The organism is Arthrobacter rhizosphaerae (genome assembly GCF_023062595.1).
GTDB lineage: Bacteria > Actinomycetota > Actinomycetes > Actinomycetales > Micrococcaceae > Arthrobacter > Arthrobacter rhizosphaerae.
Genome location: NZ_JALLAN010000010.1, coordinates 24985 through 46412 on the forward strand (window position 1 = coordinate 24985; position 21428 = coordinate 46412).

Consider the following 21428-nt stretch of genomic DNA (forward strand, 5'->3'; position numbering starts at 1 on the left):
GCCATACAAGGCTGAACAAGATGTCTTCAACTGAAGAGCTTCTGAAGCGTCTCGGTGTCTCTATTGACGCCGGGACGCTTCGTCTTGCGCTCACACACCGCTCCTATGCCTACGAAAACGGAGGCATACCCACCAACGAGCGCCTGGAGTTCCTGGGTGATTCCATCCTTGGCTTCTCCGTCACTGACGCCCTGTACCGGGACAATCCTTCCCTCCCGGAGGGTGACCTCGCCAAGCGGCGCTCCGCTGTCGTCAGTACAAGGGCGTTGGCAGGAATCGGGCGAAGCCTCGGTATCGGGGAGTACATCTATCTTGGCCAGGGTGAAAAACTCACCGAGGGCAAGAACAAGGCATCCATCCTTGCGGACACCATGGAAGCCCTGATCGGAGCCACTTATGTCTCGAATGACATCGAGACTGCCCGCCAGCTGGTGATGCGCCTCATCGGCCCGCTGCTGAAGGATGCCGCGGCCCTTGGTGCCGGAACCGACTGGAAGACCAGCATCCAGGAGCTGGCTGCCAGCCGGCAACTGGGCAGCATCTACTATGCCGTTGAGGGTTCCGGTCCGGACCATGCCCGCACTTTTCAGGCCGTGCTTCGCATCGGTGGGATCGACTATGGCAAGGGTGCGGGGCATTCAAAGAAGGAAGCGGAGCAGGAGGCCGCGGCCGACGCGTGGCGTAAGCTCTCGTCTGCCCGCGACGCCAACGCAGCATCCGGTACGCAGGCAGGCGTCTAGGCGGTTCCTTGCCCGAGCTGCCAGAAGTAGAAGTCGTGCGCCGCGGCCTGGTGAACTGGGTCCGCGGACGCACCATCATCTCGGTGGACGTCCTCGATCCCCGTTCGGTCCGCAGGCACCTGCTGGGTCCTGAGGACTTTGCCGGGAATCTTGAGGGTGCCACAGTCATCGACGTCGTCCGTCGCGGCAAGTTCCTGTGGATGCCGCTGGCGGAAGCACAAGCTGCCTCGGCGGGTACGGCGCCGGGTTCGGCTTCAGGTCAGAATATGCGCCCGGTTGTGGCGGTGATGGCCCATTTGGGCATGAGCGGCCAGCTGCTGGTCGAGGATGCCGCGGAACCTGATGAAAAACACTTGAAGGTCCGGCTGCGGCTGAGTCCCAGCAGCGGCATGCCCGAAGAGTTACGTTTTGTGGACCAGCGGATTTTCGGCGGGCTTTTCGTCACGTCGCTTGTTCCGACAGACGACGGCGGGCCAGGCGGGCTTGCCGAGGAGCCTCTGGCGATGATCGCCGAAGAGGCCTCCCACATTGCACGTGACCCACTGGATCCCCATTTCTCCTTCGATGCCTTCTATCGGCGGCTGCGTCTTCGCAAGACAGGGCTGAAGCGCGCTCTCCTGGACCAGGGCCTTGTTTCGGGCATTGGGAACATCTATGCGGACGAGGCGTTATGGAAAGCCCGGCTGCACTACGCCCGTCCCACTGACACGCTTCGAAAGGCAGAAGCGCTGCGCATAATCGAGGCCGTCCGCGAGGTCATGCTGGATGCCTTGGCCGCAGGCGGCACCAGTTTCGACTCCCTCTATGTCAATGTCAACGGAGCCTCCGGCTACTTCGACCGTTCTCTGAACGCCTACGGCAGGGAAGGCCAGGAGTGCAAGCGGTGCGCCGACGTCGGCCTGGCCAGTCTGATGAAGCGTGAGCAGTTCATGAACCGATCCTCTTACACATGTCCCGTGTGCCAGCCCAGACCGCGAAACGGCCGCTGGTAGGAGCCGCCACACGGCTTGATGCCCGCCACGGGATTGCCTTCGCATTTTTCGCGGACATTCCTATCCAATATGAGAAGATGCGAGGGCTAACAACACTTCTTGTACAAATTTGGGGGAACTGTGGGAAAAAGTCTTGGTCGAATCCGCTCCCTGGCGGCATCGGCTGCCTTGGCACTTCTATTGGCAGGGGTGATGATTCCGGCGGCATCGGCTACAGACCCTCCTGGCCCGGAACCCACCCAAACCGCAAGTGCGTCAGCCCCTGCGACAGTCGACGCGCCCGCCCCCACACTTACCGCCACTGCATCACCGGCGCCGGAACCAACGGAGCCAGCTAAACTCCCCTTGGCTCCATCACCAAGCGCCGAAGAAGCTCCTGCGGCAGAGACAACGGCGGAGCCGACGGCAGTTCCGGAGACCTCTACGTCTCCAGAGCCTGCGCAGACGGCCACCACTGAAGCTGGGCCGTTCCCGGGCCCCCCCTACGCGGCAGACTTCGAAGCTCTTGCCGCCCAGCATTCCCTCGGTCAGCCCAAGGGGCCCATAAATTGTGGCCTGACTGGAGGCGGATGCCAACAGGACTTTGCGGTGGCGAGCATCTACCGGACACCGGCGGGTAATTTTAGGGTGGTGGCTGAGCCGATCCGATCCACGTACTGGGCCGCCGCGGGACAGGGCGGCCCCTTGGGCTACCCGGCAGGTGACCAGCGCTGCGGACTTGCCCGCGGCGCCTGCGCCCAGGCCTTCGACGGCGGAGTCATCTACATCACACCGACCACCGGGACGCATGCGCTCACCGGTTCGGTTCACGCCACGTGGCTGGCGGGAGGCGGGGAATACAGTGAACTGGGCTATCCGACAACAGGGATCAGGTGCGGACTCATAGGCGGCGGGTGCCAACAGGACTTCCAAGGCGGGTCAGCCTATGTCACGCCATCAGCCGGAACATTTGCGGTGGTCGGCTCCGTCCGAGGTGTCTATTGGGCCAAGGCCGGCCAAGGCGGGGCCCTCGGCTACCCGACAACCGATAAGCACTGCGACCTCTTTGCCGGTGGCTGCCAACAGGACTTCCAGGGCGGCACAATCTACGTCACCCCTCAGGGCGGAACCTTTGCGGTTCAAGGCGCGTTGAGGGCAGCCTATTGGGCAGCCGAGGGACAGGGAGGTGCACTTGGTTATCCTAAGGCCAACCACAATTGCGGCCTGGTGGGCGGTGGTTGCCAGCAGGACTTCGAGCGGGGAACGCTCTACCTCACTCCTGCCAGCGGAACGCTGGCCGTCCTTGATCCGATCCGCCCCTCCTATTGGGCAAAGGGCGGACAGGGTGGAGCGCTCGGCTACCCCACCAGCGAGCAACGGTGCGGTCTTGCCGGAGGCGGCTGCATCCAGGATTTCCAAGGCGGAAGCATCTACTTGCCTCCCACCGGTGGCGTCTTTGCGGTACAAGGATCGATCCGCTCCACGTATTGGGCTGCTGGTGGACACACCTCGAACCTGGGTTATCCCACAGGTGATCACGTCTGCGGCCTGCCGGGGAACGGCTGCCAGCAAAATTTCCAGACAGGAACGGTGTCCCTGACAGGCTCGTCGGCGGCCGTCGCCAGCCCGAACCCCTTCTCAGCGCGGTGGCTTGAACTTGGCGGAGTCTTCGGATATTTGGGCTATCCCGTGGGCGCTGCTCAATGCGGCTTCAGTAACGACGGCTGCAAACAGCCTTTTCAAGCCGGTGCAGTAGTCTCGAGCGGAGCAGGCGTCCACGGCGTGGGCGGTCCGATCGCCATCACCTGGGCTGCGAACGGAGCCCAGGACGGGCGCTACGGCTATCCCACTGCGGCTCAGACGTGCAGTGGCGGTCACTGCAGTCAGTCCTTCCAGGGCGGCGTCATCAGCACCGGTCCGGTTCTCTTTGAGCAGTACTCCGGAGTCGGGAGCACTGTTCTCCGAATCAACAAACCAGGTGGTGCGGCCTTGGCAGGGGTCGCTGCCCTCAAGCACGAAGGGACCGGAAACTTCATCGTGTGGAGCCTGGACGGATCGCTCCAGAAGCTGGATCTTGTGGCAAATGAGATCGGCGCCTACGGCGGTACTGTTCTTTTCGATGAGTGGAACGACGAGGGCGTGGAGACCGTCTATCTGGAAATCCAGGCCGACGGACCTTGGACCATTACCGTCTCCGGCGTTGCTACTGTTCCCCGCTTCGACGGCACATTCGAGGTCGTCGGCAAGGGAGACGCAGTCCTGCTCTACACAGGCCACTCGCGTCCGGGCACCCTGGTGAACAACGGAAGCAGCAATTTCATCATCTGGGCATACGGCCAGTATGAAACGGACCTTGTCGTGAACGAAATCGGACCGTACTCAGGCGTGGTGCCGCTGTTGGGACCAGCTTTTTACGAAGTCACTTCCAACGGAACGTGGAGCATCCTGATGCACTAGTTCCAGCTGAAGCGCCGGTTGCTTTCGCCACAGGTAAGAAAAGGGCAATGTTTGAGTCAAGCATTGCCCTTTTCTGTGGGCGCCCGGCAGGCACATCAAGCCGAAATCCGCTGATTGTCGCTGCCAAGCAGTAGATTTGGGGCAGAAAGCCAACGCCGCTTTCGTCTATCCCACCCGCATGACCCAGCACCGCAGCTATTCAGGAGATCCGAACCACTTTGCACCTTAAAAGCCTGACTGTCCGGGGATTCAAGTCGTTTGCGTCGGCCACGACCTTCGACTTTGAGCCAGGCGTCACTGCTGTAGTGGGTCCCAACGGCTCCGGTAAGTCCAATGTGGTGGACGCCTTGGCCTGGGTCATGGGTGAACAGGGCGCCAAGACCCTGCGCGGCGGCAAGATGGAAGACGTCATTTTTGCGGGAACATCCGGACGCCCGCCCCTCGGCCGGGCGCACGTGTCTTTGACCATCGACAACACCGACGGCGCACTGCCGATCGAATACAGCGAGGTCACCATTTCCCGGACGCTGTTCCGGACCGGCGGCTCCGAGTACGCCATCAACGGTGCCGGCTGCCGTCTGTTGGATATTCAGGAACTGCTCTCGGACTCGGGGCTGGGCCGTGAAATGCATGTGATTGTCGGCCAAGGTCAGCTCGATAAAGTTTTGCACGCAACGCCAGAGGACCGCAGGGGTTTCATCGAAGAGGCCGCCGGCATCCTCAAGCACCGCCGTCGCAAGGAAAAAACTGTCCGCAAGCTCGAGGCCATGCAGGCCAACCTCCAACGGCTCACTGACCTGACGTCGGAAATCCGCCGCCAGCTGACGCCGCTGGGTAAGCAGGCGGAAATCGCCAGGCGGGCCCAGACCGTCCAGTTCGAGGTACGTGACGCGCGTGCAAGGCTTCTCGCCGACGACCTCGTCCGGTTGCAATCCGCTTTCGAACAGGATGTGGCCGATGAGTCTGCCCTCAAGGAGCGCCGGGGTGTGGTGGAGTTGGAGCTTGAAGGAGGTCGCCGTCGGCAGTCCGCTTTGGAGCAGTTGGCAGCCGAAGCCACACCGCGGCTCAGCGCCGCCCGCGATACGTGGTATCAGTTGACCGCCCACAGGGAGCGTCTTCGCTCGCTTGGCTCCCTGGCCACGGAGAGGCGCCGGCTGCTTGGCGCCTCCGACCCCGTTCCTGACTCCGGACGGGATCCTGAACAGCTGGAAAAGCAGGCAGCAAGGGTGCGGGCCGAGCAGGCTGAGCTCGAGCACCTTATCGCGGTCAAGAGCGGTGAGCTGGAAGCGGCGACAACGGGAAAGAAAGAGGCTGAAGAATCGGCCGCCGCTGAGGACAGGCGACTGGCCGCAGTGCTCAGGGCAGCGGCAGACCGGCGGGAAGGGCTGGCACGTCTGGCCGGGCAGGTTGCCGCGGCGAGGTCCCGGGTGGAGTCGGCAGAAGCTGAGCTGGGACGCCTTCGGGAATCAAAAGCTTCAGGTGATGAGCGGCGTCGCCTCGCACAATCTGAGTTCACGGCCCTCGAATCCCAGGTGGCAGGGGTTGAAGATGGCGAGGAAAGCCTTGACGCCGATTACGAAAACGCCAGTGCCTCGCTTGAGGAAGCTCTCGCTGAAATCGAAGAGCTGAGAGCCGCTGAGCGGGAGGCTGAACGTGAGCGGGATGCTCTGGCTGCCAGGCGCGATGCCCTGCAAATGGGCCTGAACCGCAAGGATGGCACCAGCCACATCGTTGATGCCCGGCTTCCGGGAACCATAGGCACGTTGGCCTCAACACTGAAGATTGAGGCCGGTTACGAAGCGGCCATTGCGGCGGCCCTGGGTTCGTGCTCGGATGCCGTGGTGGTCCGGGATGCCCGCACCGCCCTCGAAGCAGTTCAGCTCTTGAAGGACGACGACGCCGGACGTGCGTCGCTGCTGCTCGCAGGCGCCGGGTCCGGTACCCCCGGATCAGTAACACGGGAGCAGCGGCTTCCCGCAGATACTCCGGAGCCCCCGGGAGGTGCCCGGTGGGCCTTGACGGTTGTTCAGTCCCCTGACCTCAGAGAATCCTCGAAGCCGGGCGAAACTTCCCAGTCAGGGGAAAGTGCCCTGGCGGAACTGCTTGCCGGCGTGGTCCTCGTTGAAGACCCCGAGTCCGCAGCGGAGGTCGTCGCCATTCGTCCCGAACTCACGGCGGTGACTCGTGCCGGGGACGTCTTTACGGCTCTGACGGTCACAGGTGGTTCCGCGTCGGTTCCCTCATTGTTGGAGGTGCAGGCCGCCGTCGACGACGCCGATGCCCGGATAAAAGGCATTGTGGCCGGGTTGGAGCGCACGCGGTTTGCGGTGGCCTCCGCAGAGTCAAAAAGGGCGGAGGCCCAGGAGAGGACTGACGCGGCGCTCGAGAAACTGCACGATTCGGATGCCCGGCTGGCAGCTGTCGCCGAACGCCTTGGACATCTGAATTCAGTGCTGCGCAGTGCGGTGGGGGAGAGCGAAAGGCTCGCTGCCTCGTTGACGGCAGCAGAAGCGAACATCCTCACCGAGCGGGACGGTCTGCAGCAGGCAGCGGCCCGCCTGGCCGCTGCAGAGGAGGCGCCGGCGGACCAGGAACCGTCCTCAGAGCATCGGGACGCCCTGGCCTTGGCGGCGTCGCTGGCCAGGGCTGCCGAAATGGACGCCCGGCTTTCGCTGAGGAGTGCCGAAGAACAACTGACTGCCACCCGGAACCGGGCGTCTTCCCTCGAAAGGGCGGCCGCGACCGAGCGGCGCGCGCGGGAGGAAGCGGCGCAGCGGGCTGCCACGCGCCGGCTCCAGGCTGCCCGCGCCGCCGCCGTCGCCTCTGCTGTGGAGCAGGCGGCCGCCTTCGTCGATGTATCCGTTGAACTTGCCCGGCAGGAACGGGACGATGCCGAGGAACAGAAGGAGGCCAGGGACCGCGAACTCGTGGAAGTGCGGTCAAGCAATGATGCTCTTGCGCGGGAACTGGCCGACCTGACTGATTCTGTGCACCGGGATGAGTTGGCCCGAGCCCAGCAGCAGCTTCGGATCGAGGCGCTCGAGCTCCGGTCGGTGGAAGAACTTGGGCTTACCCCAGACCAGCTCGTGGCTGACTACGGCCCCCATTTGCCTGTTCCGCTGCCCGCAGGGGAAACAACCGATAAATGGGCATCCCTTCGCGCCCCGGTGGATGAAGACGGAAACCCTGTACTCGAAGGCAAGCCCTATGTCAGGGAAGAACAGGAAAAACGCCTGAAAAGGGCTGAGCGTGACCTCTCTTCGTTGGGCCGTGTCAACCCGCTGGCTCTGGAGGAATTCGCGGCCCTCGAAGAACGGCATCAGTTTCTCAGCACTCAGTTGGAGGATCTTAAGTCCAGTCGAAAGGACCTACTGGACATCATCAAGGAAGTCGACGAACGCGTGCAGAAGGTGTTCGCGGAGGCTTTCGCCGATACGTCAGCCCAGTTCGTGCGGGTCTTTGCCCGGCTGTTCCCGGGCGGTGAAGGCCGGTTGGTGCTGACCGATCCCACGGACATGCTGACAACCGGTATCGAGGTGGAAGCCCGACCGGCCGGAAAGAAAATAAAGCGGCTATCACTGCTGTCAGGCGGCGAACGCTCGCTCACGGCAGTCGCTCTCCTCGTTGCCATTTTCAAAGCCCGGCCGTCGCCGTTCTACGTTATGGATGAAGTGGAGGCAGCACTTGATGACACCAACCTGGGCCGTCTCATCACCATCTTCGAGGAACTGCGTGAATCCAGCCAGCTCATCGTTATCACCCACCAAAAGCGGACCATGGAAGTGGCGGACGCTCTGTATGGCGTGACAATGCGCGGAGATGGTGTCTCCACCGTCATCAGTCAACGACTTGGCGCTGAGGTCTGAATAAGCCTCTGACCCTCTGGGCCACGGGGAGCACGCAGGCCTGCCGGCTTCAAGAAACGCCGTTCCCGATTGTGAGAAGCTAGGGGAGTGAACGACATCCTCCCTATTCTTCTGCCCATTCTTGCTGCCCTGGTGGTTATCGGCGGCCTGATTCCGGTTTTCATGAAGACCCGGAAGAACATCAACCGCTACCCGGGTACGCGTGACCTGAACGATCCCGAGGAGCCGCAGCAAGGAGCTGGCGGCACGCTGGTTGAGGACAGGCCGGTGGTTGGCAAGGAACGAAACGCTCCTGTCGGCGTCGACCTGGAAGCCCTTGAAATCACAGAGGTGCCGGACAACGTTGCCGGGCTGGAGACCATTCCGGTTGAAACGCCGCTCCCGGTGGCCGGCCGTTTGAACAGGCTGCGCGAACGCCTGGTCAAGTCCAACAACATTCTGGGCAAGGGGCTTTTGGTCCTGCTGTCCAGTGACAAAATCGACGAGGACGTCTGGGACCAGGTCGAGGAGACCCTCCTGCTGGCCGATCTTGGCACCGGACCCACCATGGAGTTGATGGACGCCCTCCGCGAACGGGTCAAGGTACTTGGCACGCGCTCGCCGGAACAGGTCAAGGCACTCCTGCGTGAAGAGCTGATCAAGCTGGTGGATCCTTCAATGGACCGGAGCCTGCGGGTGGAGCGGCACGCTGATACCCCTGCGGTGATGCTGGTGGTGGGCGTCAACGGCGTCGGCAAGACCACTACCGTGGGCAAGCTCGCCCGAGTACTCGTAGCCGAGGACAAGGACGTTCTGCTGGGCGCTGCCGATACTTTCCGCGCAGCAGCCGCTGAACAATTGGCGACCTGGGGCCAGCGTGTGGGCGTTCCCACGGTGAAGTCCGACGTCGAGGGCGCGGATCCTGCCTCTGTCGCCTATGAGGCGGTCAAGGCCGGTATCGACCAGGAAGTCGATGTGGTGATGATCGACACGGCCGGAAGGCTTCAGAACAAGACCGGGCTGATGGACGAACTCGGCAAGGTCAAACGGGTCATCGAGAAGCTCGCAGAGGTGGACGAGGTCCTACTGGTCCTGGACGCAACCACAGGCCAGAACGGGCTGAACCAGGCCCGTGTCTTTGCCGAAGTGGTCAACATCACGGGCATCGTCCTCACTAAGCTCGACGGCACCGCCAAGGGCGGGATCGTCATCGCCATCCAGAAATCCCTTGGAGTACCAGTCAAGCTCATCGGCCTCGGGGAAGGCGCTGATGACCTGGCGCCGTTCGAAGCTGAAGGCTTCGTGGACGCCCTGCTGAACTAGTACCCCTTCCCCAACTAGGTAGCAGCACGTGTCGTTTTGACTGCTCAAAACAACAAGTACTGCGACTTAGTTGGGGGCGGCCTGACCGGACGGGCGGTGCAGGGACTCCCGGGACAACAGCCAGGCGACGGCGGCGACCACCAGCACGCCCCCGGTGACACCGAACGCCCAGCCGTACCCAAGCTGGTCCGCCAGGACGCCGGCGAGCACGGGCCCGATGATGGCCCCTGTGTCGGCCGTCATCTGGAACACGGCCAAAACACGCCCTCCAGACCGTTCATTGCCGATTACATCGGCAACGGCGGCCTGCTGCGCCGGGCCCAGAATCCCTGAGCCAATGCCGGCTGCTGCTGATGCCACCAGGAACCAGACCATGTCGGACGTGAATCCGATGGCACCCGTGGCCAGGCCTGTCAGCAGCAGGCCGGTAATCATCATGGGCCGGCGGCCCAAAGAATCTGCCAGCCGTCCCGAGAAGGAGAGCGAAGCGGCGTTTCCAGCGGCGAACACCGCCAACGCCCACCCTGCGGCTTCCGTGCCGGCGCCTATAGCCGCCACGGCGAACAGGGGCACGGTGGCCATCCTTACGCCAAAAGTTGCCCAGCCGTTGGCGAAGCTGGAGACGAGGCCTGCACGGTAGGCGCTGTCTGCCAGCGCCTGGCGGAGCTCCATGGGCGGGTTGGCTTTACCCGCTTCGCGCGACCCCGTTACGTGCGTGAGCTGTGTCTGGATCACCAAAGCAGCCAACACCAGGGCACCGGCGTAGGCCAGGAAGGGAACGCGGAGCCCATAACCTGCCAGCAGGCCTCCCACGATTGGCCCGCAGACGTTGCCGATCAGAAACGCTGAAGCATACGCTCCGGAAACCCTGCCGCGGCTTTCCGGCGGAGCAAGCCTTACCACCAGTGCCATTGAAGCCACCGTAAACATCACGGATCCTGCCCCGCCCAGCCCTCGGAAAATGAGCAACTGCCAATAGTCCTGGGCAAAGGCGCACGCTGCCGTAGAAGCAGCAACGATCAGTAGCCCGCCCACATAAATGGGCCGCTCACCGAACCTGACAATCAGGGCACCACCGGCCGGAGCGAAGACCAGCCTCATCAGGGCGAAAATACTTACTATCACGGCAGCAGCGGTCGCGCCGACGTCGAAAGTGGTGGCGAACTGCGGGAGCACGGGTGCCACGAGGCCGAATCCCAGGGCAATAAGGAACGCTGCAACCAACATCACCTTGATATCGCGCGGGAGCCTCCTGCCCGGCGATGGGGTATCCGCGGAAATTCCCTTGGTCCCGTTACCGGAAGGGGATCGTTCGGTCATGGCGCTTGGATCCTAGCGATTGGAGAAAGGGACGGGGTTTTGGACTCGTGAAACATATCCGTAACAAGCAGGATATGCACCATTTACTTCCGGGAGATTCTTGTAACAACCCGGCAATCTAAATCCTCCGTGAGTGAAACACAGCACAGCCAAAATCTTCTAAGAACGCAAACAAGGCGTTGGCAAGCGGATCACTTCGCAGCATCAATAGGTATCTATCAAGCATTAGGCAAGGGAGGACGTGCACCATGGAACTTACCGCAGGTCACGTATGGCTCATGGTTGCGGCGGCACTCGTGCTGTTCATGACACCAGGGCTGGCATTTTTTTACGGCGGAATGACGCGCGCTAAGGCGGCGCTGAACATGATGATGATGAGTTTCATCTCCATCGGCATCGTGGGCGTTGTCTGGGTCCTCTGGGGCTACTCCATGACGGGCGGTGAGGGCTTCCTGCAGATTGTCGGAAACCCGTTCGCCAGCTTCGGTCTTGAGGGCGTCAACACCGCGGAGTCGCCAAACGGCCTCATCCTCGCCGGCTACGGAGCTACCTTCGCCATCATCACTGTGGCCCTGATCAGCGGTGCCATTGCAGACCGCGCCAAGTTCGGCGCCTGGACTGTCTTCGTGCCGGTATGGGTAACACTGGTCTACTGCCCGCTGGCCTACATGGTCTGGGGTGGCGGCCTCTTCGGTGCGGACGGCGCAATCGGCCAGGCCCTCGGCACGGCGATCGACTTCGCCGGAGGTACGGTTGTCCACATCAACGCCGGTGTGGCGGCTCTGATCCTCGTCCTGATCATCGGCAACCGCAAGGGCTTCGGCAAGGATCCCAACCACCGCCCGCACAACATCCCCTTCGTTATGCTCGGCGCTGCCATCCTGTGGTTCGGCTGGTTCGGCTTCAACGGCGGCCTCGCCTCCTCGGCAGAGCAGGGTGGCCTGATCTGGGTGAACACCCTCGCAGCACCTGCCGCAGCCATGATCGGCTGGCTCATCATTGAGCGCATCCGCGACGGACACCCAACTTCCCTGGGCGCAGCATCCGGTGTTGTCGCAGGCCTCGTGGCCATCACCCCGGCTTGTGCAAACGTCAGCCCGGTCGGTGCACTGGGTCTCGGTCTCATCGCAGGTATCGCATCTGCCCTGGCTGTTGGCCTGAAGTTCCGCTGGGGCTTCGATGACTCCCTCGATGTTGTGGGTGTCCACCTTGTCTCCGGCATCATCGGCACCGTGGCCCTTGGCTTCATCGCCCTTCCGCAAGAGGGCGTCGGAGGCGGGCTCTTCTACGGCGGCGGCTTCACCCAGCTCTGGGCACAGCTTGCAGTAGCCGGTATCGCCATCGCCTACTCCGCGATCCTCACCGCCGTGATCGGCCTGGCCATCCACAAGACCATGGGCTTCCGGGTCTCCCAGGAGCAGGAAGCTGTGGGTGTAGACCTCAGCCTGCACGCAGAGACCGCTTACGAGTTCGGCGTCGGCGGCCACGGCGGAAGCTTCCAGCCGCTGCACGAACTGATCACCGGCAAGCCCCAGGGCGCCGCAGCAGCACCCGCAGACAGCACAAAGACTGATGCAGCAGCAGGTAAGGAAAGCGTGGGCGCATGAAACTGATTACAGCAATCGTTAGGCCGGAAAAGCTTGAGTCCATCCGGGAAGGACTTGAAGCATACGGAGTACAGGGCCTGACGGTCAGCGCAGCCAGCGGCTACGGCCGGCAGCGCGGCTACACCGAGGTTTACCGCGGTGCTGAGTACAACGTGGACCTTCTGCCGAAGATCCGCGTGGAGGTTCTGGCCACTGACGAACAGGCGGACGACATCCTCGATGTCATCATCGCCAGCTCCAACACGGGGCGCGCCGGTGACGGCAAGGTATGGACCGTGGACGTTTTTGAAGCCGTCCGGGTCCGTACCGGAGAACGCGGTTCCGCAGCAATCTAGTTCAAGGACCAGAGGCTGATACAGCTGAAACACAAAGCGGGCCGGGTACCTGAAAAGGTATCCGGCCCGCTTTTGCTTGTTAAGGCGAACCTGGCCAGGAAGCGGGTCCGGTGGTTCCGGCGTCGTATTCCTCCAGAGGTAGCTCGCCGTTTGACCACGAGCGCAGGACAGGGTCCACGATGCGCCAGCAGTCCTCCGCGGCATCGCCGCGAACGGACAACAACGGATCCCCGGTGAGTACCCCTTCCAGGACTTCGCCATAGGGCAGGAGGTCAGAGGCACTCAATACCGCATTCAGCGTTGCCCGATCGAGGCTCAGGATATTGCCCGGGCCATTGACATCCACGTCGAACTGAAGCGTGTCAGGCCCAAACCCGATCCGAAGCTGGTTGGGGGAGTCCACCCCTGTAAAGCCAGCCGGAAGATGCGGCACAGGGCGGAAGGTGATGACGGCTTCTTTACGCTTGATTCCCATGGCTTTTCCCGAGCGGAGGATGAAGGGGACTCCTTGCCAGCGCCAGTTGTCTATTTCAACCCGGACTTCAGCGAGGGTCTCCGTGTTCCTTGACGCGTCAACACCCTGTTCCTGGACGTAATCGGGGATGTCCCGGCCCGAAATGGAACCGGCTGTATACCGGGCACGGCGCGAGGTGGTGCTGAAGGGCGGTTTGATGCTGCTGGCCCGCAGGACGGTGCTGACGGCATCCCTCAAATCGCGTTCGCCAACCGTGGCGGGCGGTTCAATAGCCATCAGTGCCATGATTTGCAGCAGATGGCTCTGGATCATGTCCCGTAAGGCGCCGGCGCCGTCGTAATACCGTGCGCGTCCCTCCAAGGCGAGGTCCTCTTCGAAGATGACCTCAACCTTCTCGATGTAGTTCCTGTTCCAGACCGGTTCCAGGAAAGTGTTGGCGAAACGTAGTCCGAGGATGTTCAGTACGGTCGCTTTCCCCAGGAAGTGGTCCACGCGATGGATATGGTCCTCCGGGACAAGGCCCACCAGGGTGTTGTTCAGCTCCCGGGCAGTGGCCTCGCTGGAGCCGAAGGGTTTTTCCATCACCAGACGTGTTCCCGGCGGAACCTCCTCCGGGGTAAGGACTTCACAGGCTTTCTGGCTGACCTGGGGCGGGAGTGCAAAGTAGACGGCTACCGGGCCCTCCAACTGTTTGAGCAGAGCCCCAAGCTCGCCTCCTGCCGTCACATCCAGTTGGTGGTAGTCAGTGGACCGGGCGATTCTCTCCAACTCCAGCTTGCCGGCAGGATCGGCTTGGCCCAGCGAATCAGCGAAAGACGTACTGACCCGTTCAAGCCACTGTTCCGGAGTCCAGGGGTCCGAGCCTGCCCCCACAAGCTTGAGGCCCCCTGCACGGCCCTTTGCGGCCAGTCTGGCGAGACCTGGTAGCAGGAGCCGGCCGGTGAGATCACCGGAAGCGCCGAGAATGAGGAGGGTTTTTACACTTGATTGGCTGGTCACCCTGCCAGCATGCCATCTTGAAGGTGGCTCTTGGTACCCTAGATAGTCGAGTCCCGTTGTCGAGGCAGTCCGCCCGGACGAGCAGTCCGGACGAACACCAGTCCCGACGTTGACGCGCCTTATTGGCCGTCATCCGAGAACAACTGAAAGAAGTGCACGGCGCGTGTTCAATTCACTCTCTGACCGGTTGGCAGCAACCTTCAAGAATCTCCGCGGCAAGGGCCGCCTCACCGAGGCGGATGTTGATGCCACGGTCCGTGAAATACGTCGCGCCCTCCTGGACGCCGACGTCGCCGTACCGGTAGTGCGTGAATTCACCGCACGGGTGCGCGAGCGGGCGCTGGGGGCTGAGGTTTCCGGTGCCCTGAATCCGAGTCAGCAGATCGTGAAGATCGTCAACGAGGAACTCGTCGAGATCCTCGGCGGTGAAACCCGGCGTATCCGCCTCGCCAAGACCGGCCCCACCGTCATCATGTTGGCGGGTCTGCAGGGTGCAGGAAAGACCACCCTCGCCGGCAAGCTTTCCAAATGGATGAAGTCCCAGGGCCACAGCCCTATCCTCGTTGCGTGCGACCTCCAGCGGCCCAATGCGGTGACCCAGCTGCAGGTAGTGGGTAAGCGCGCAGGCGTACCCGTCTTTGCACCGCACCCCGGCGCCACCTCCGAGCTTGAGCACCCGGCCGGCGATCCTGTCGCCGTTGCCCGCGCAGGTGTTGAGGAGGCGCGGCAGAAACTCCATGACGTCGTCATCGTCGATACCGCCGGACGTCTCGGCGTGGACGCCGACATGATGGATCAGGCTCGGAACATCCGCCGGGCCATTGTCCCCAACGAAGTGCTGTTCGTCGTCGATGCCATGATCGGCCAGGACGCCGTCAACACGGCGCTCGCCTTCGATGAAGGCGTGAACTTCACCGGCATTGTGCTTTCCAAGCTCGACGGCGATGCCCGCGGCGGTGCTGCCCTCTCGATCGCCTCCGTCACAGGAAAGCCCGTGATGTTCGCGTCAACCGGTGAAAGCCTGGATGACTTCGAACTCTTCCACCCCGACCGTATGGCCTCTCGCATCCTCGATATGGGTGACGTCCTCACCCTCATCGAGCAGGCCGAGAAGTCCTGGGACAAGGACGAAGCTGCCCGGATGGCGAAGAAATTCGCCGACCAGGAAGACTTCACGCTTGACGACTTCCTGGCCCAGATGCAGCAGATCCGCAACATGGGTTCCATGAAGAAAATGCTCATGATGATGCCGGGCGCCCAAAACATCCGCCAGCAGCTTGAGCAGTTCGACGAGCGGGAAATCGACCGGGTTGAGGCCATTGTCCGGTCCATGACGCCACACGAACGCGTTGCGCCGAAAATCATCAACGGCTCACGCCGGGCGCGAATTGCCCGTGGTTCAGGTGTACACGTCTCTGAGGTGAACGGCCTGCTTGAACGCTTCGCCCAGGCCCAGAAGATGATGAAGAAGATGGCCCAGGGCGGCGGCATGCCGGGGATGCCCGGCATGCCTGGAGCAGGCAACGCGGCCGGCGCCCGCAAGGGTGCGAAGAACGCTCCGAAGAAGAAGGCGCGGTCGGGTAACCCTGCCAAGGCAGCCCAGGAACTGCGCGACGCCGAGACGCGGCGCTCACAGGCTGCGAAAGCCCTTCCCACTGGTGCCGCCTTCGGCCAGCAGGGCGGAGAGTTCGATCCCGCCCAGCTGAACCTGCCCAAGGGCTTCGACAAGTTCCTCGGCGGAAACAAGTAGCCAGGGCATCGATGTGGCCCGGGCACATTGCCCGGGCCTTGCCTTAGGGTTGGGTCATGTTCAAGCAGCGGGTAGTGTTCGTCCACGGCGCAGGCAGCTTCGGATCGGCGGCCTGGCCCAAGCAGCACGGCATGGCCCTGGCCTATGACGCCCTGTTCCTGCGGCGTTACGGATACGACGCCGAGTCGGAGCCACTGGAATCTGACTTCGACGCTGACAAAGGCATTGTCCTGGGGGCGTTGAGCGATGAGGGCAGGGGAGCCGCCGGCGGTCACGTAGTGGCGCACTCCCAGGGCGCCATCTCGGCAATGATGGCAGCTGTGGAACGCCCGGACCTCGTGTATTCCCTGACCCTGGTGGAGCCCGCCTGCCTCTCCTTGACCGCTGAACTTCCTGCGACCGCCGGGCACAGGTCACTCATGGAGCCGCTTTTCGACGTCAGGCACGAGCTTGGGGATGAAGACTTCCAGCGGGAATTTGTCCGCCGTGCTTTTTCGGCCGAAACGCCAGGGCCGACCACCCCCGAGGCACGCAAAGCGGCGAGGCGGCTCCGGCTACAGGCTCCGCCGTGGGAAGCGCCGCTCCACATTGTCCCGGGGGTCCCCACCCTGGTACTCACCGGGGGGTGGGAGCCGCTCTATGAGGAGATTGCCGGTTACCTGCGCGAAACCGGCGCCCTTCACCGCACTGCCGCGGGAGGGCACCGGCCTCACGATTCCGTCGACGGCGACCGCATCATCCGGTCATACCTGGCTGACGTCAGTCGGCGTCAGCACTCCCGGGCTTCCTGAGCCCACCGGGGGCATTTGCCGGAACCAGCAATTCGGGCAGGTACACTTTTCCGCCGGCGGCGAGGAATTCTTCGCTCTTCTCGCGCATGCCGGCTGTCATTGCAGCAATCTCTGCAACCTGGGCTTGTGCCTCCGCAGACCCGTACTCGTTACGAATGTCCTGACTGATCCGCATGGAACAGAACTTGGGACCGCACATGGAGCAAAAATGGGCAGTCTTTGCTGGTTCGGCCGGCAGGGTCTCGTCATGGAAAGATTCGGCCGTTGCCGGATCGAGTGAGAGCGCGAACTGGTCCCGCCAGCGGAATTCGAACCGGGCTTTGGAAAGTGCGTCGTCCCGCTCGTTGGCTCCGGGGTGGCCCTTCGCAAGGTCTGCGGCGTGAGCGGCGATCTTATAGGTGATGACTCCCGTCTTCACGTCGTCTTTGTTCGGCAGTCCCAGGTGTTCCTTGGGCGTGACGTAGCAGAGCATGGCCGTGCCGTACCTCGCGATCTCCGTCGCTCCGATAGCCGAGGTTATGTGGTCATAGCCCGGGGCGACGTCGGTGACGAGAGGTCCAAGGGTGTAGAACGGCGCGCCTTTGCAAAGCTCCTGCTGACGTTCCACGTTCTCCCGCACGAGGTGGAACGGAATGTGCCCGGGCCCTTCCACCATGACCTGGACGTCATATTCCCAGGCACGCTGAGTGAGCTCGGCCAGGGTGTCCAGCTCGGCGAACTGAGCGGCGTCGTTGGCGTCTGCTGTGGCACCCGGCCGCAGGCCGTCACCCAGTGAAAACGCGACGTCGTACATCGCGAAAATGTCGCACAGCTCATCGAAGTGGGTATAGAGGAAGTTCTCCTCATGGTGGGCGAGGCACCAGCCGGCCATGATGGACCCGCCGCGGGAGACGATGCCCGTAACCCGGTTGGCGGTCAGCGGGACATAGCGAAGGAGAACGCCGGCGTGAATGGTCATGTAGTCCACGCCCTGCTCGCACTGTTCAATGACGGTGTCGCGGAAGATCTCCCACGTCAGGGCGTTGGCTTCACCATTGACCTTCTCCAGGGCCTGGTAGATGGGGACGGTTCCGATGGGCACGGGGGAGTTGCGGATGATCCATTCGCGGGTGGTGTGGATATCATCGCCCGTGGAGAGGTCCATGACCGTGTCGGCACCCCACAGGGTTGCCCACTGCAGCTTGTCCACCTCTTCAGCAATAGAGCTTGTGACGGCCGAGTTCCCGATGTTCGCATTGATCTTCACCAGGAATGCCTTGCCGATGATCATGGGCTCGGACTCGGGGTGGTTGATGTTGTTCGGGATGATGGCCCGGCCTGCCGCCAGTTCACTGCGGACCAGCTCAACGTCACAGTTTTCGCGGAGCGCCACGAAACGCATTTCCGGTGTAATGATGCCCTGCCGCGCGTAGTGCATCTGGGTGACCGTCCTGCCGCCGACGGCGCGGCGGGGCACCGGCTGCGTCCCCTTCCACTCAGCTGAAGCTGCTCCGCGGCGGACAGCCGAGCGGCCGTCGTCGAGCAGGGTGCGCTCCCGTCCGCTGTACGGCTCAGTGTCCCCACGCGCTTCGATCCATTCCGAACGGAACGGCCTGAGCCCGACCACCGGGTCGCTGCCGGGGCCGGCCGTCCGGTAGATGTGGAAAGGACCGTTCTTATCGCCGTTGGGGGAGTCCTCCAAGGCGATCGCAGTCACCGGCACCTTGATTCCGTTTTCTTCATCGGAGAGGTAGCTCAGTGAGTGCGACTTCAGGGACTGTGTTTCGCCGGAGGGAATTTGGACAGGGCTGTGCTGTGAATCTGGGGTACTCAAGGGAATACTCACTTCCTTCGCCGGCATTACCCGGACAGGTTCAACGGTCGCAAGCTGCGTCAGCCCGATCTCAGCCCCTGCAAGGGCACCCGTGTGGTCGTAGATGAAGCTATCACACCGACGCCTCCCGCAACCGGAGGGCCCGCAGCATCAGCTATCCCAAGGCACGCCGCGCCGTGGTCCGCCGCTAGGCTTTTGCCCATGCCAAAAATAATCGAGTTCAGCGGAACGGTGCTCACATCGCCTGATTCGGAGCGCCACGGCATGTGGGCAGTAGACGGGAAGCTGACTTTTCGTCGTCCGGCAAGGGACCCCGACGTCGTCCTCGATGGCTGGGTTCTGCCAGGGCTCACCGACGCCCATTGCCACATCGGTCTGGGCGCGGAGGGTGAAGTGCCTGACCACATAGCCGAAGCCCAGGCCGTGCTGGACCGGGATGCCGGAACCCTGCTGGTCCGCGATGCCGGCTCGCCCAGTGATACCAGGTGGCTTCAGCGACGAAGCGACATGCCGCGGATCATCAGGTCCGGCAGGCATATTGCCAGGACGCGCCGCTACCTGAAGCACCTCGCCCTCGAGGTGGAGCCCGGCGACCTGGCGGAGACTGTGAGGAAGCAGGCCCGCGCGGGCGACGGGTGGATCAAACTCGTGGGGGACTGGATAGACCGCGACGCCGGGGATCTCGCGCCTTCTTTTCCTGCCTGGGCGGTGAAGGACGCCGTTCTCGCGGCACACGAGGAGGGTGCCCGGGTGGCCGCCCACTGTTTTGCCGAGGACACGCTGGATGACATGCTTGACGCCGGTGTTGACTCTATTGAACACGGCACCGGCCTCCTTCCGCGCCACATTCCCCGCTTAGTCGAGCAGGGTGTTCCCCTGGTTCCCACGCTGATAAACGTCGCCACCTTTCCCGATATCGCTTCCAGGGCAGACGGGAAGTTTCCGGTGTACGCCGCCCATATGCGCTCCTTGTGGAAGCGGCGCAACGAGCGCGTCCTGGAGGCATTCGAGGCGGGCGTGCGAATCCTTGCCGGAACAGATGCGGGAACAGTCATAGCGCACGGACGGATTGTGGACGAAGTCCTCGCCCTGAACGCCGCCGGCCTTCCTCCGGCTGCGGCGCTGGACTCCGCGGCCTGGGCGGCACGCTCCTGGTTGGGCGCGGAAGGCTTGGCCGAAGGTGCCGGCGCCGATGTTCTGGTGTGCGCCGAAGACCCCCGCGAGTCCCTGACTACCCTGAGAACGCTTCGGAACATCGTGCTCCGAGGGGAAGTGCTTTGTTAGGGGAGATGCAGGATCCGGGAATAAATTGAAGCTTCAAGTAATTTAACTCTATGAGTGCAGGTCGCCGTTCCCGGGCGGCCCCGGAACCAGGAGTGAATCATGACCACGGAAACGAGCAGCCAGGACCTGCTCCCCGCCGACCTGACAATGGGCACAGTGATGCTTAAGGTGCGGGACCTGAAACTGATGACCGATTATTACCAGCGCGCCCTTGGTCTGGACGTCGTGGCCGAGCAGGATGGCGGGCTCTATCTGGGCCGACGCCGCCAACCGTTGGTTCACCTCGCTTCAGCGCCAGGCCTCGCTGTTCCTTCCCGCGGCGAGGCAGGCTTGTTCCATACCGCCTTGTTGTTCGAGGATCAGGCAGCCCTGGCAGCCACAGTGGCAACAGCCGCCCAGTATGAGCCCCGGTTGTTCACCGGCAGTGCGGATCACCTGGTGAGCGAAGCCTTCTACTTCAACGATCCTGAAGGAAACGGGATCGAACTCTATTGGGACCGCCCCCGCGAGGCGTGGTCCTGGGACGGCAAGAACGTTGTGATGGACAGTTTGCCGCTTCCCCCTCAGCACTACCTCCAGAGCCACCTGACCGAAGCGAGAGTCTCCGGACAGCGGGAGTCGGGTGCCGGCGTCGGGCATGTCCACCTCCAGGTAGGTGACGTCCAGACGGCCCAGGACTTCTACGTGGATACGCTGGGCTTTGAAAAGACCGCAGGCTGGCATGGCCAGGCCCTTTTTGTGTCCGCGGGAGGCTATCACCACCACATGGCCATGAATGTCTGGAACAGCCGCGGCGCCGGGCCCCGCAAGGACACCCTCGGATTGGGCGAAGTTCTCATCGAAGTTCCCTCGGGCGACGACGTCGGGGCGCTCGCTGACCGCTTGAAAGTCGCCGGCGTCTCTTCCCACCACACCGGCCTGGAACTCCGCTTTGAGGATCCGTGGCGCAACAGGATTCGCGTGGCAGTGCGCTGACGTCATGCCTTCCGGGTTGTGCTGCCTTCTGCGTTAGGCTGATTCGGACGGCCACGGTGAGGCTCAATTCCGCACCGTAGGACCTTCCTCGCAGCAACGGAATGAGGGCGATTTCCATGGGGTTTACCGAGATCTTTGTTTCCACCCACGACGGCGCGCTGAAGCGGGCGAAAGCGCTGGACGGCGGAGTGTCTGCCACCGATGATGCTCTGCGCATCCCCGGAATCAGCGACTTCGAAATCGAACAGTTGGGCGACCTCGCAGGCGCGGCCGTGCATGCAGCTGGCGCGGACTATGAACTGGCCATGGTGGATGTAGCAAGCGACTCCCTTCTCGGTGTTCCGCCGGCTATGGTCCGTGCTCTGGCCGAATTGCTCACCTACGAGTCCGAAGGTGAAGGCGATGTGCTTGAACACGTCGCTGAGCAGTGGGCTGCGGAAGACGACATGCCCTTTGGGTCTGATGAAGCCAGGGGCTACGTCCAGCGGATCGCAGAGCTGGCCAGCGGCGTTGACGAGAACGATCGGACCGGCCTGTACGTCTGGGCTTCCTAGACTTCAACCCGGTCGAGGCAGGCGAAAACCCGGCAAGGCGGCCAGGCTGGCGAGCCGGGTTGATGGCCTGGACACCACGCAGGAGCTGCCGGCCGGGCGTCAAGTCGAAATCCCGCCGTCGATCTGGCACAATAAGTAGGTACTTGATCTGCGTGGCCCCTCTCTCCGCGTCTGGATCCTGTCCTTTAG

15 protein-coding genes and 1 riboswitch are annotated in these 21428 nt (G+C 62.8%); of the genes, 12 read left to right on the plus strand and 3 right to left on the minus strand.

Annotation, left to right across the window (positions count from 1 at the left end; translation table 11 throughout):
- The first annotated feature begins 20 nt into the window (after positions 1-20).
- From rnc to ftsY, 5 genes are all read left to right on the plus strand, one after another.
- Positions 21-740: a ribonuclease III gene (gene rnc / locus MU551_RS14135; protein ID WP_247045639.1), complete on the plus strand. Its 720-nt coding sequence runs from the start codon at positions 21-23 to the stop codon at positions 738-740.
- Between the two features lie 8 nt (positions 741-748).
- On the plus strand, positions 749-1732 hold the full coding sequence (mutM, locus tag MU551_RS14140) for a bifunctional DNA-formamidopyrimidine glycosylase/DNA-(apurinic or apyrimidinic site) lyase (protein ID WP_247045641.1): 984 nt from the start codon (positions 749-751) through the stop codon (positions 1730-1732).
- A 192-nt stretch (positions 1733-1924) separates the two neighbouring features.
- Complete coding sequence (locus tag MU551_RS14145; protein WP_281507200.1) at positions 1925-4168, plus strand: hypothetical protein; 2244 nt, start codon at positions 1925-1927, stop codon at positions 4166-4168.
- Positions 4169-4386: 218 nt separating this feature from the next.
- Complete coding sequence (smc, locus tag MU551_RS14150) at positions 4387-8034, plus strand: chromosome segregation protein SMC (protein WP_247045645.1); 3648 nt, start codon at positions 4387-4389, stop codon at positions 8032-8034.
- Positions 8035-8121: 87 nt separating this feature from the next.
- Positions 8122-9336 (plus strand): signal recognition particle-docking protein FtsY, encoded by a 1215-nt coding sequence (ftsY, locus tag MU551_RS14155; RefSeq protein ID WP_247045647.1) that lies wholly within the window; start codon positions 8122-8124, stop codon positions 9334-9336.
- A 66-nt stretch (positions 9337-9402) separates the two neighbouring features.
- Here ftsY and MU551_RS14160 read toward each other — a convergent pair whose 3' ends face one another.
- A complete protein-coding gene (locus tag MU551_RS14160) occupies positions 9403-10656 on the minus strand; it encodes an MFS transporter (protein ID WP_372489860.1) in 1254 nt (417 codons plus the stop codon).
- A 248-nt stretch (positions 10657-10904) separates the two neighbouring features.
- Between MU551_RS14160 and MU551_RS14165 the strand changes: the two genes are divergently transcribed.
- Positions 10905-12263 (plus strand): ammonium transporter, encoded by a 1359-nt coding sequence (locus tag MU551_RS14165; protein ID WP_247045649.1) that lies wholly within the window; start codon positions 10905-10907, stop codon positions 12261-12263.
- Positions 12260-12598, plus strand: a complete 339-nt coding sequence (locus MU551_RS14170; protein WP_247045651.1) for a P-II family nitrogen regulator — start codon at positions 12260-12262, stop codon at positions 12596-12598. The genes MU551_RS14165 and MU551_RS14170 overlap by 4 nt, the downstream gene beginning before the upstream one ends.
- A 79-nt stretch (positions 12599-12677) precedes the next feature.
- Here the strand turns inward: MU551_RS14170 and MU551_RS14175 are convergent, their stop codons facing one another.
- The gene (locus tag MU551_RS14175) at positions 12678-14072 is read right to left on the minus strand and encodes a glucose-6-phosphate dehydrogenase (RefSeq protein ID WP_247045653.1); all 1395 of its coding nucleotides are present in this window, start codon (positions 14070-14072) and stop codon (positions 12678-12680) included.
- 163 nt (positions 14073-14235) lie between these two features.
- Here MU551_RS14175 and ffh point away from each other — a divergent pair, with 163 nt between their 5' ends.
- Together ffh and MU551_RS14185 are read left to right on the plus strand one after the other, a co-directional pair.
- Entirely contained in the window at positions 14236-15822 is a 1587-nt protein-coding gene (gene ffh / locus MU551_RS14180; RefSeq protein WP_247045655.1) for a signal recognition particle protein, read from the plus strand.
- 56 nt (positions 15823-15878) lie between these two features.
- Positions 15879-16613, plus strand: coding sequence for an alpha/beta hydrolase (locus MU551_RS14185; protein ID WP_247045657.1), 735 nt, complete (start codon positions 15879-15881; stop codon positions 16611-16613).
- On the opposite strand, the gene thiC is transcribed toward MU551_RS14185, so the two are convergent.
- Positions 16582-18426 (minus strand): phosphomethylpyrimidine synthase ThiC, encoded by a 1845-nt coding sequence (thiC, locus tag MU551_RS14190; protein ID WP_281507190.1) that lies wholly within the window; start codon positions 18424-18426, stop codon positions 16582-16584. The two genes, MU551_RS14185 and thiC, sit on opposite strands and share 32 nt — an antisense overlap.
- Positions 18422-18529, minus strand: a riboswitch (TPP riboswitch). It overlaps the preceding gene by 5 nt.
- Positions 18530-18627: 98 nt before the next feature.
- Here thiC and MU551_RS14195 point away from each other — a divergent pair.
- The 3 genes from MU551_RS14195 to MU551_RS14205 all read left to right on the plus strand — a co-directional run bounded on the left by MU551_RS14195 (position 18628) and on the right by MU551_RS14205 (position 21239).
- A complete protein-coding gene (locus MU551_RS14195; RefSeq protein WP_247045659.1) occupies positions 18628-19710 on the plus strand; it encodes an amidohydrolase family protein in 1083 nt (360 codons plus the stop codon).
- A gap of 99 nt (positions 19711-19809) precedes the next feature.
- Positions 19810-20685, plus strand: coding sequence for a VOC family protein (locus tag MU551_RS14200; RefSeq protein WP_247045661.1), 876 nt, complete (start codon positions 19810-19812; stop codon positions 20683-20685).
- Positions 20686-20801: 116 nt separating this feature from the next.
- The gene (locus MU551_RS14205) at positions 20802-21239 is read left to right on the plus strand and encodes a hypothetical protein (RefSeq protein ID WP_247045663.1); all 438 of its coding nucleotides are present in this window, start codon (positions 20802-20804) and stop codon (positions 21237-21239) included.
- The last annotated feature ends 189 nt before the right edge of the window (positions 21240-21428 follow it).

What these genes read in the sequence shown, in the direction of transcription:
- rnc (WP_247045639.1), top strand. Translation starts at nt 21, where the DNA reads ATGTCTTCAACTGAAGAGCTTCTGAAGCGTCTCGGTGTCTCTATTGAC.
- MU551_RS14145 (WP_281507200.1), top strand. Translation starts at nt 1,925, where the DNA reads ATGATTCCGGCGGCATCGGCTACAGACCCTCCTGGCCCGGAACCCACC.
- MU551_RS14160 (WP_372489860.1), bottom strand. Translation starts at nt 10,656, where the DNA reads ATGACCGAACGATCCCCTTCCGGTAACGGGACCAAGGGAATTTCCGCG.
- MU551_RS14165 (WP_247045649.1), top strand. Translation starts at nt 10,905, where the DNA reads ATGGAACTTACCGCAGGTCACGTATGGCTCATGGTTGCGGCGGCACTC.
- MU551_RS14170 (WP_247045651.1), top strand. Translation starts at nt 12,260, where the DNA reads ATGAAACTGATTACAGCAATCGTTAGGCCGGAAAAGCTTGAGTCCATC.
- MU551_RS14185 (WP_247045657.1), top strand. Translation starts at nt 15,879, where the DNA reads ATGTTCAAGCAGCGGGTAGTGTTCGTCCACGGCGCAGGCAGCTTCGGA.
- MU551_RS14195 (WP_247045659.1), top strand. Translation starts at nt 18,628, where the DNA reads ATGCCAAAAATAATCGAGTTCAGCGGAACGGTGCTCACATCGCCTGAT.
- MU551_RS14200 (WP_247045661.1), top strand. Translation starts at nt 19,810, where the DNA reads ATGACCACGGAAACGAGCAGCCAGGACCTGCTCCCCGCCGACCTGACA.
- MU551_RS14205 (WP_247045663.1), top strand. Translation starts at nt 20,802, where the DNA reads ATGGGGTTTACCGAGATCTTTGTTTCCACCCACGACGGCGCGCTGAAG.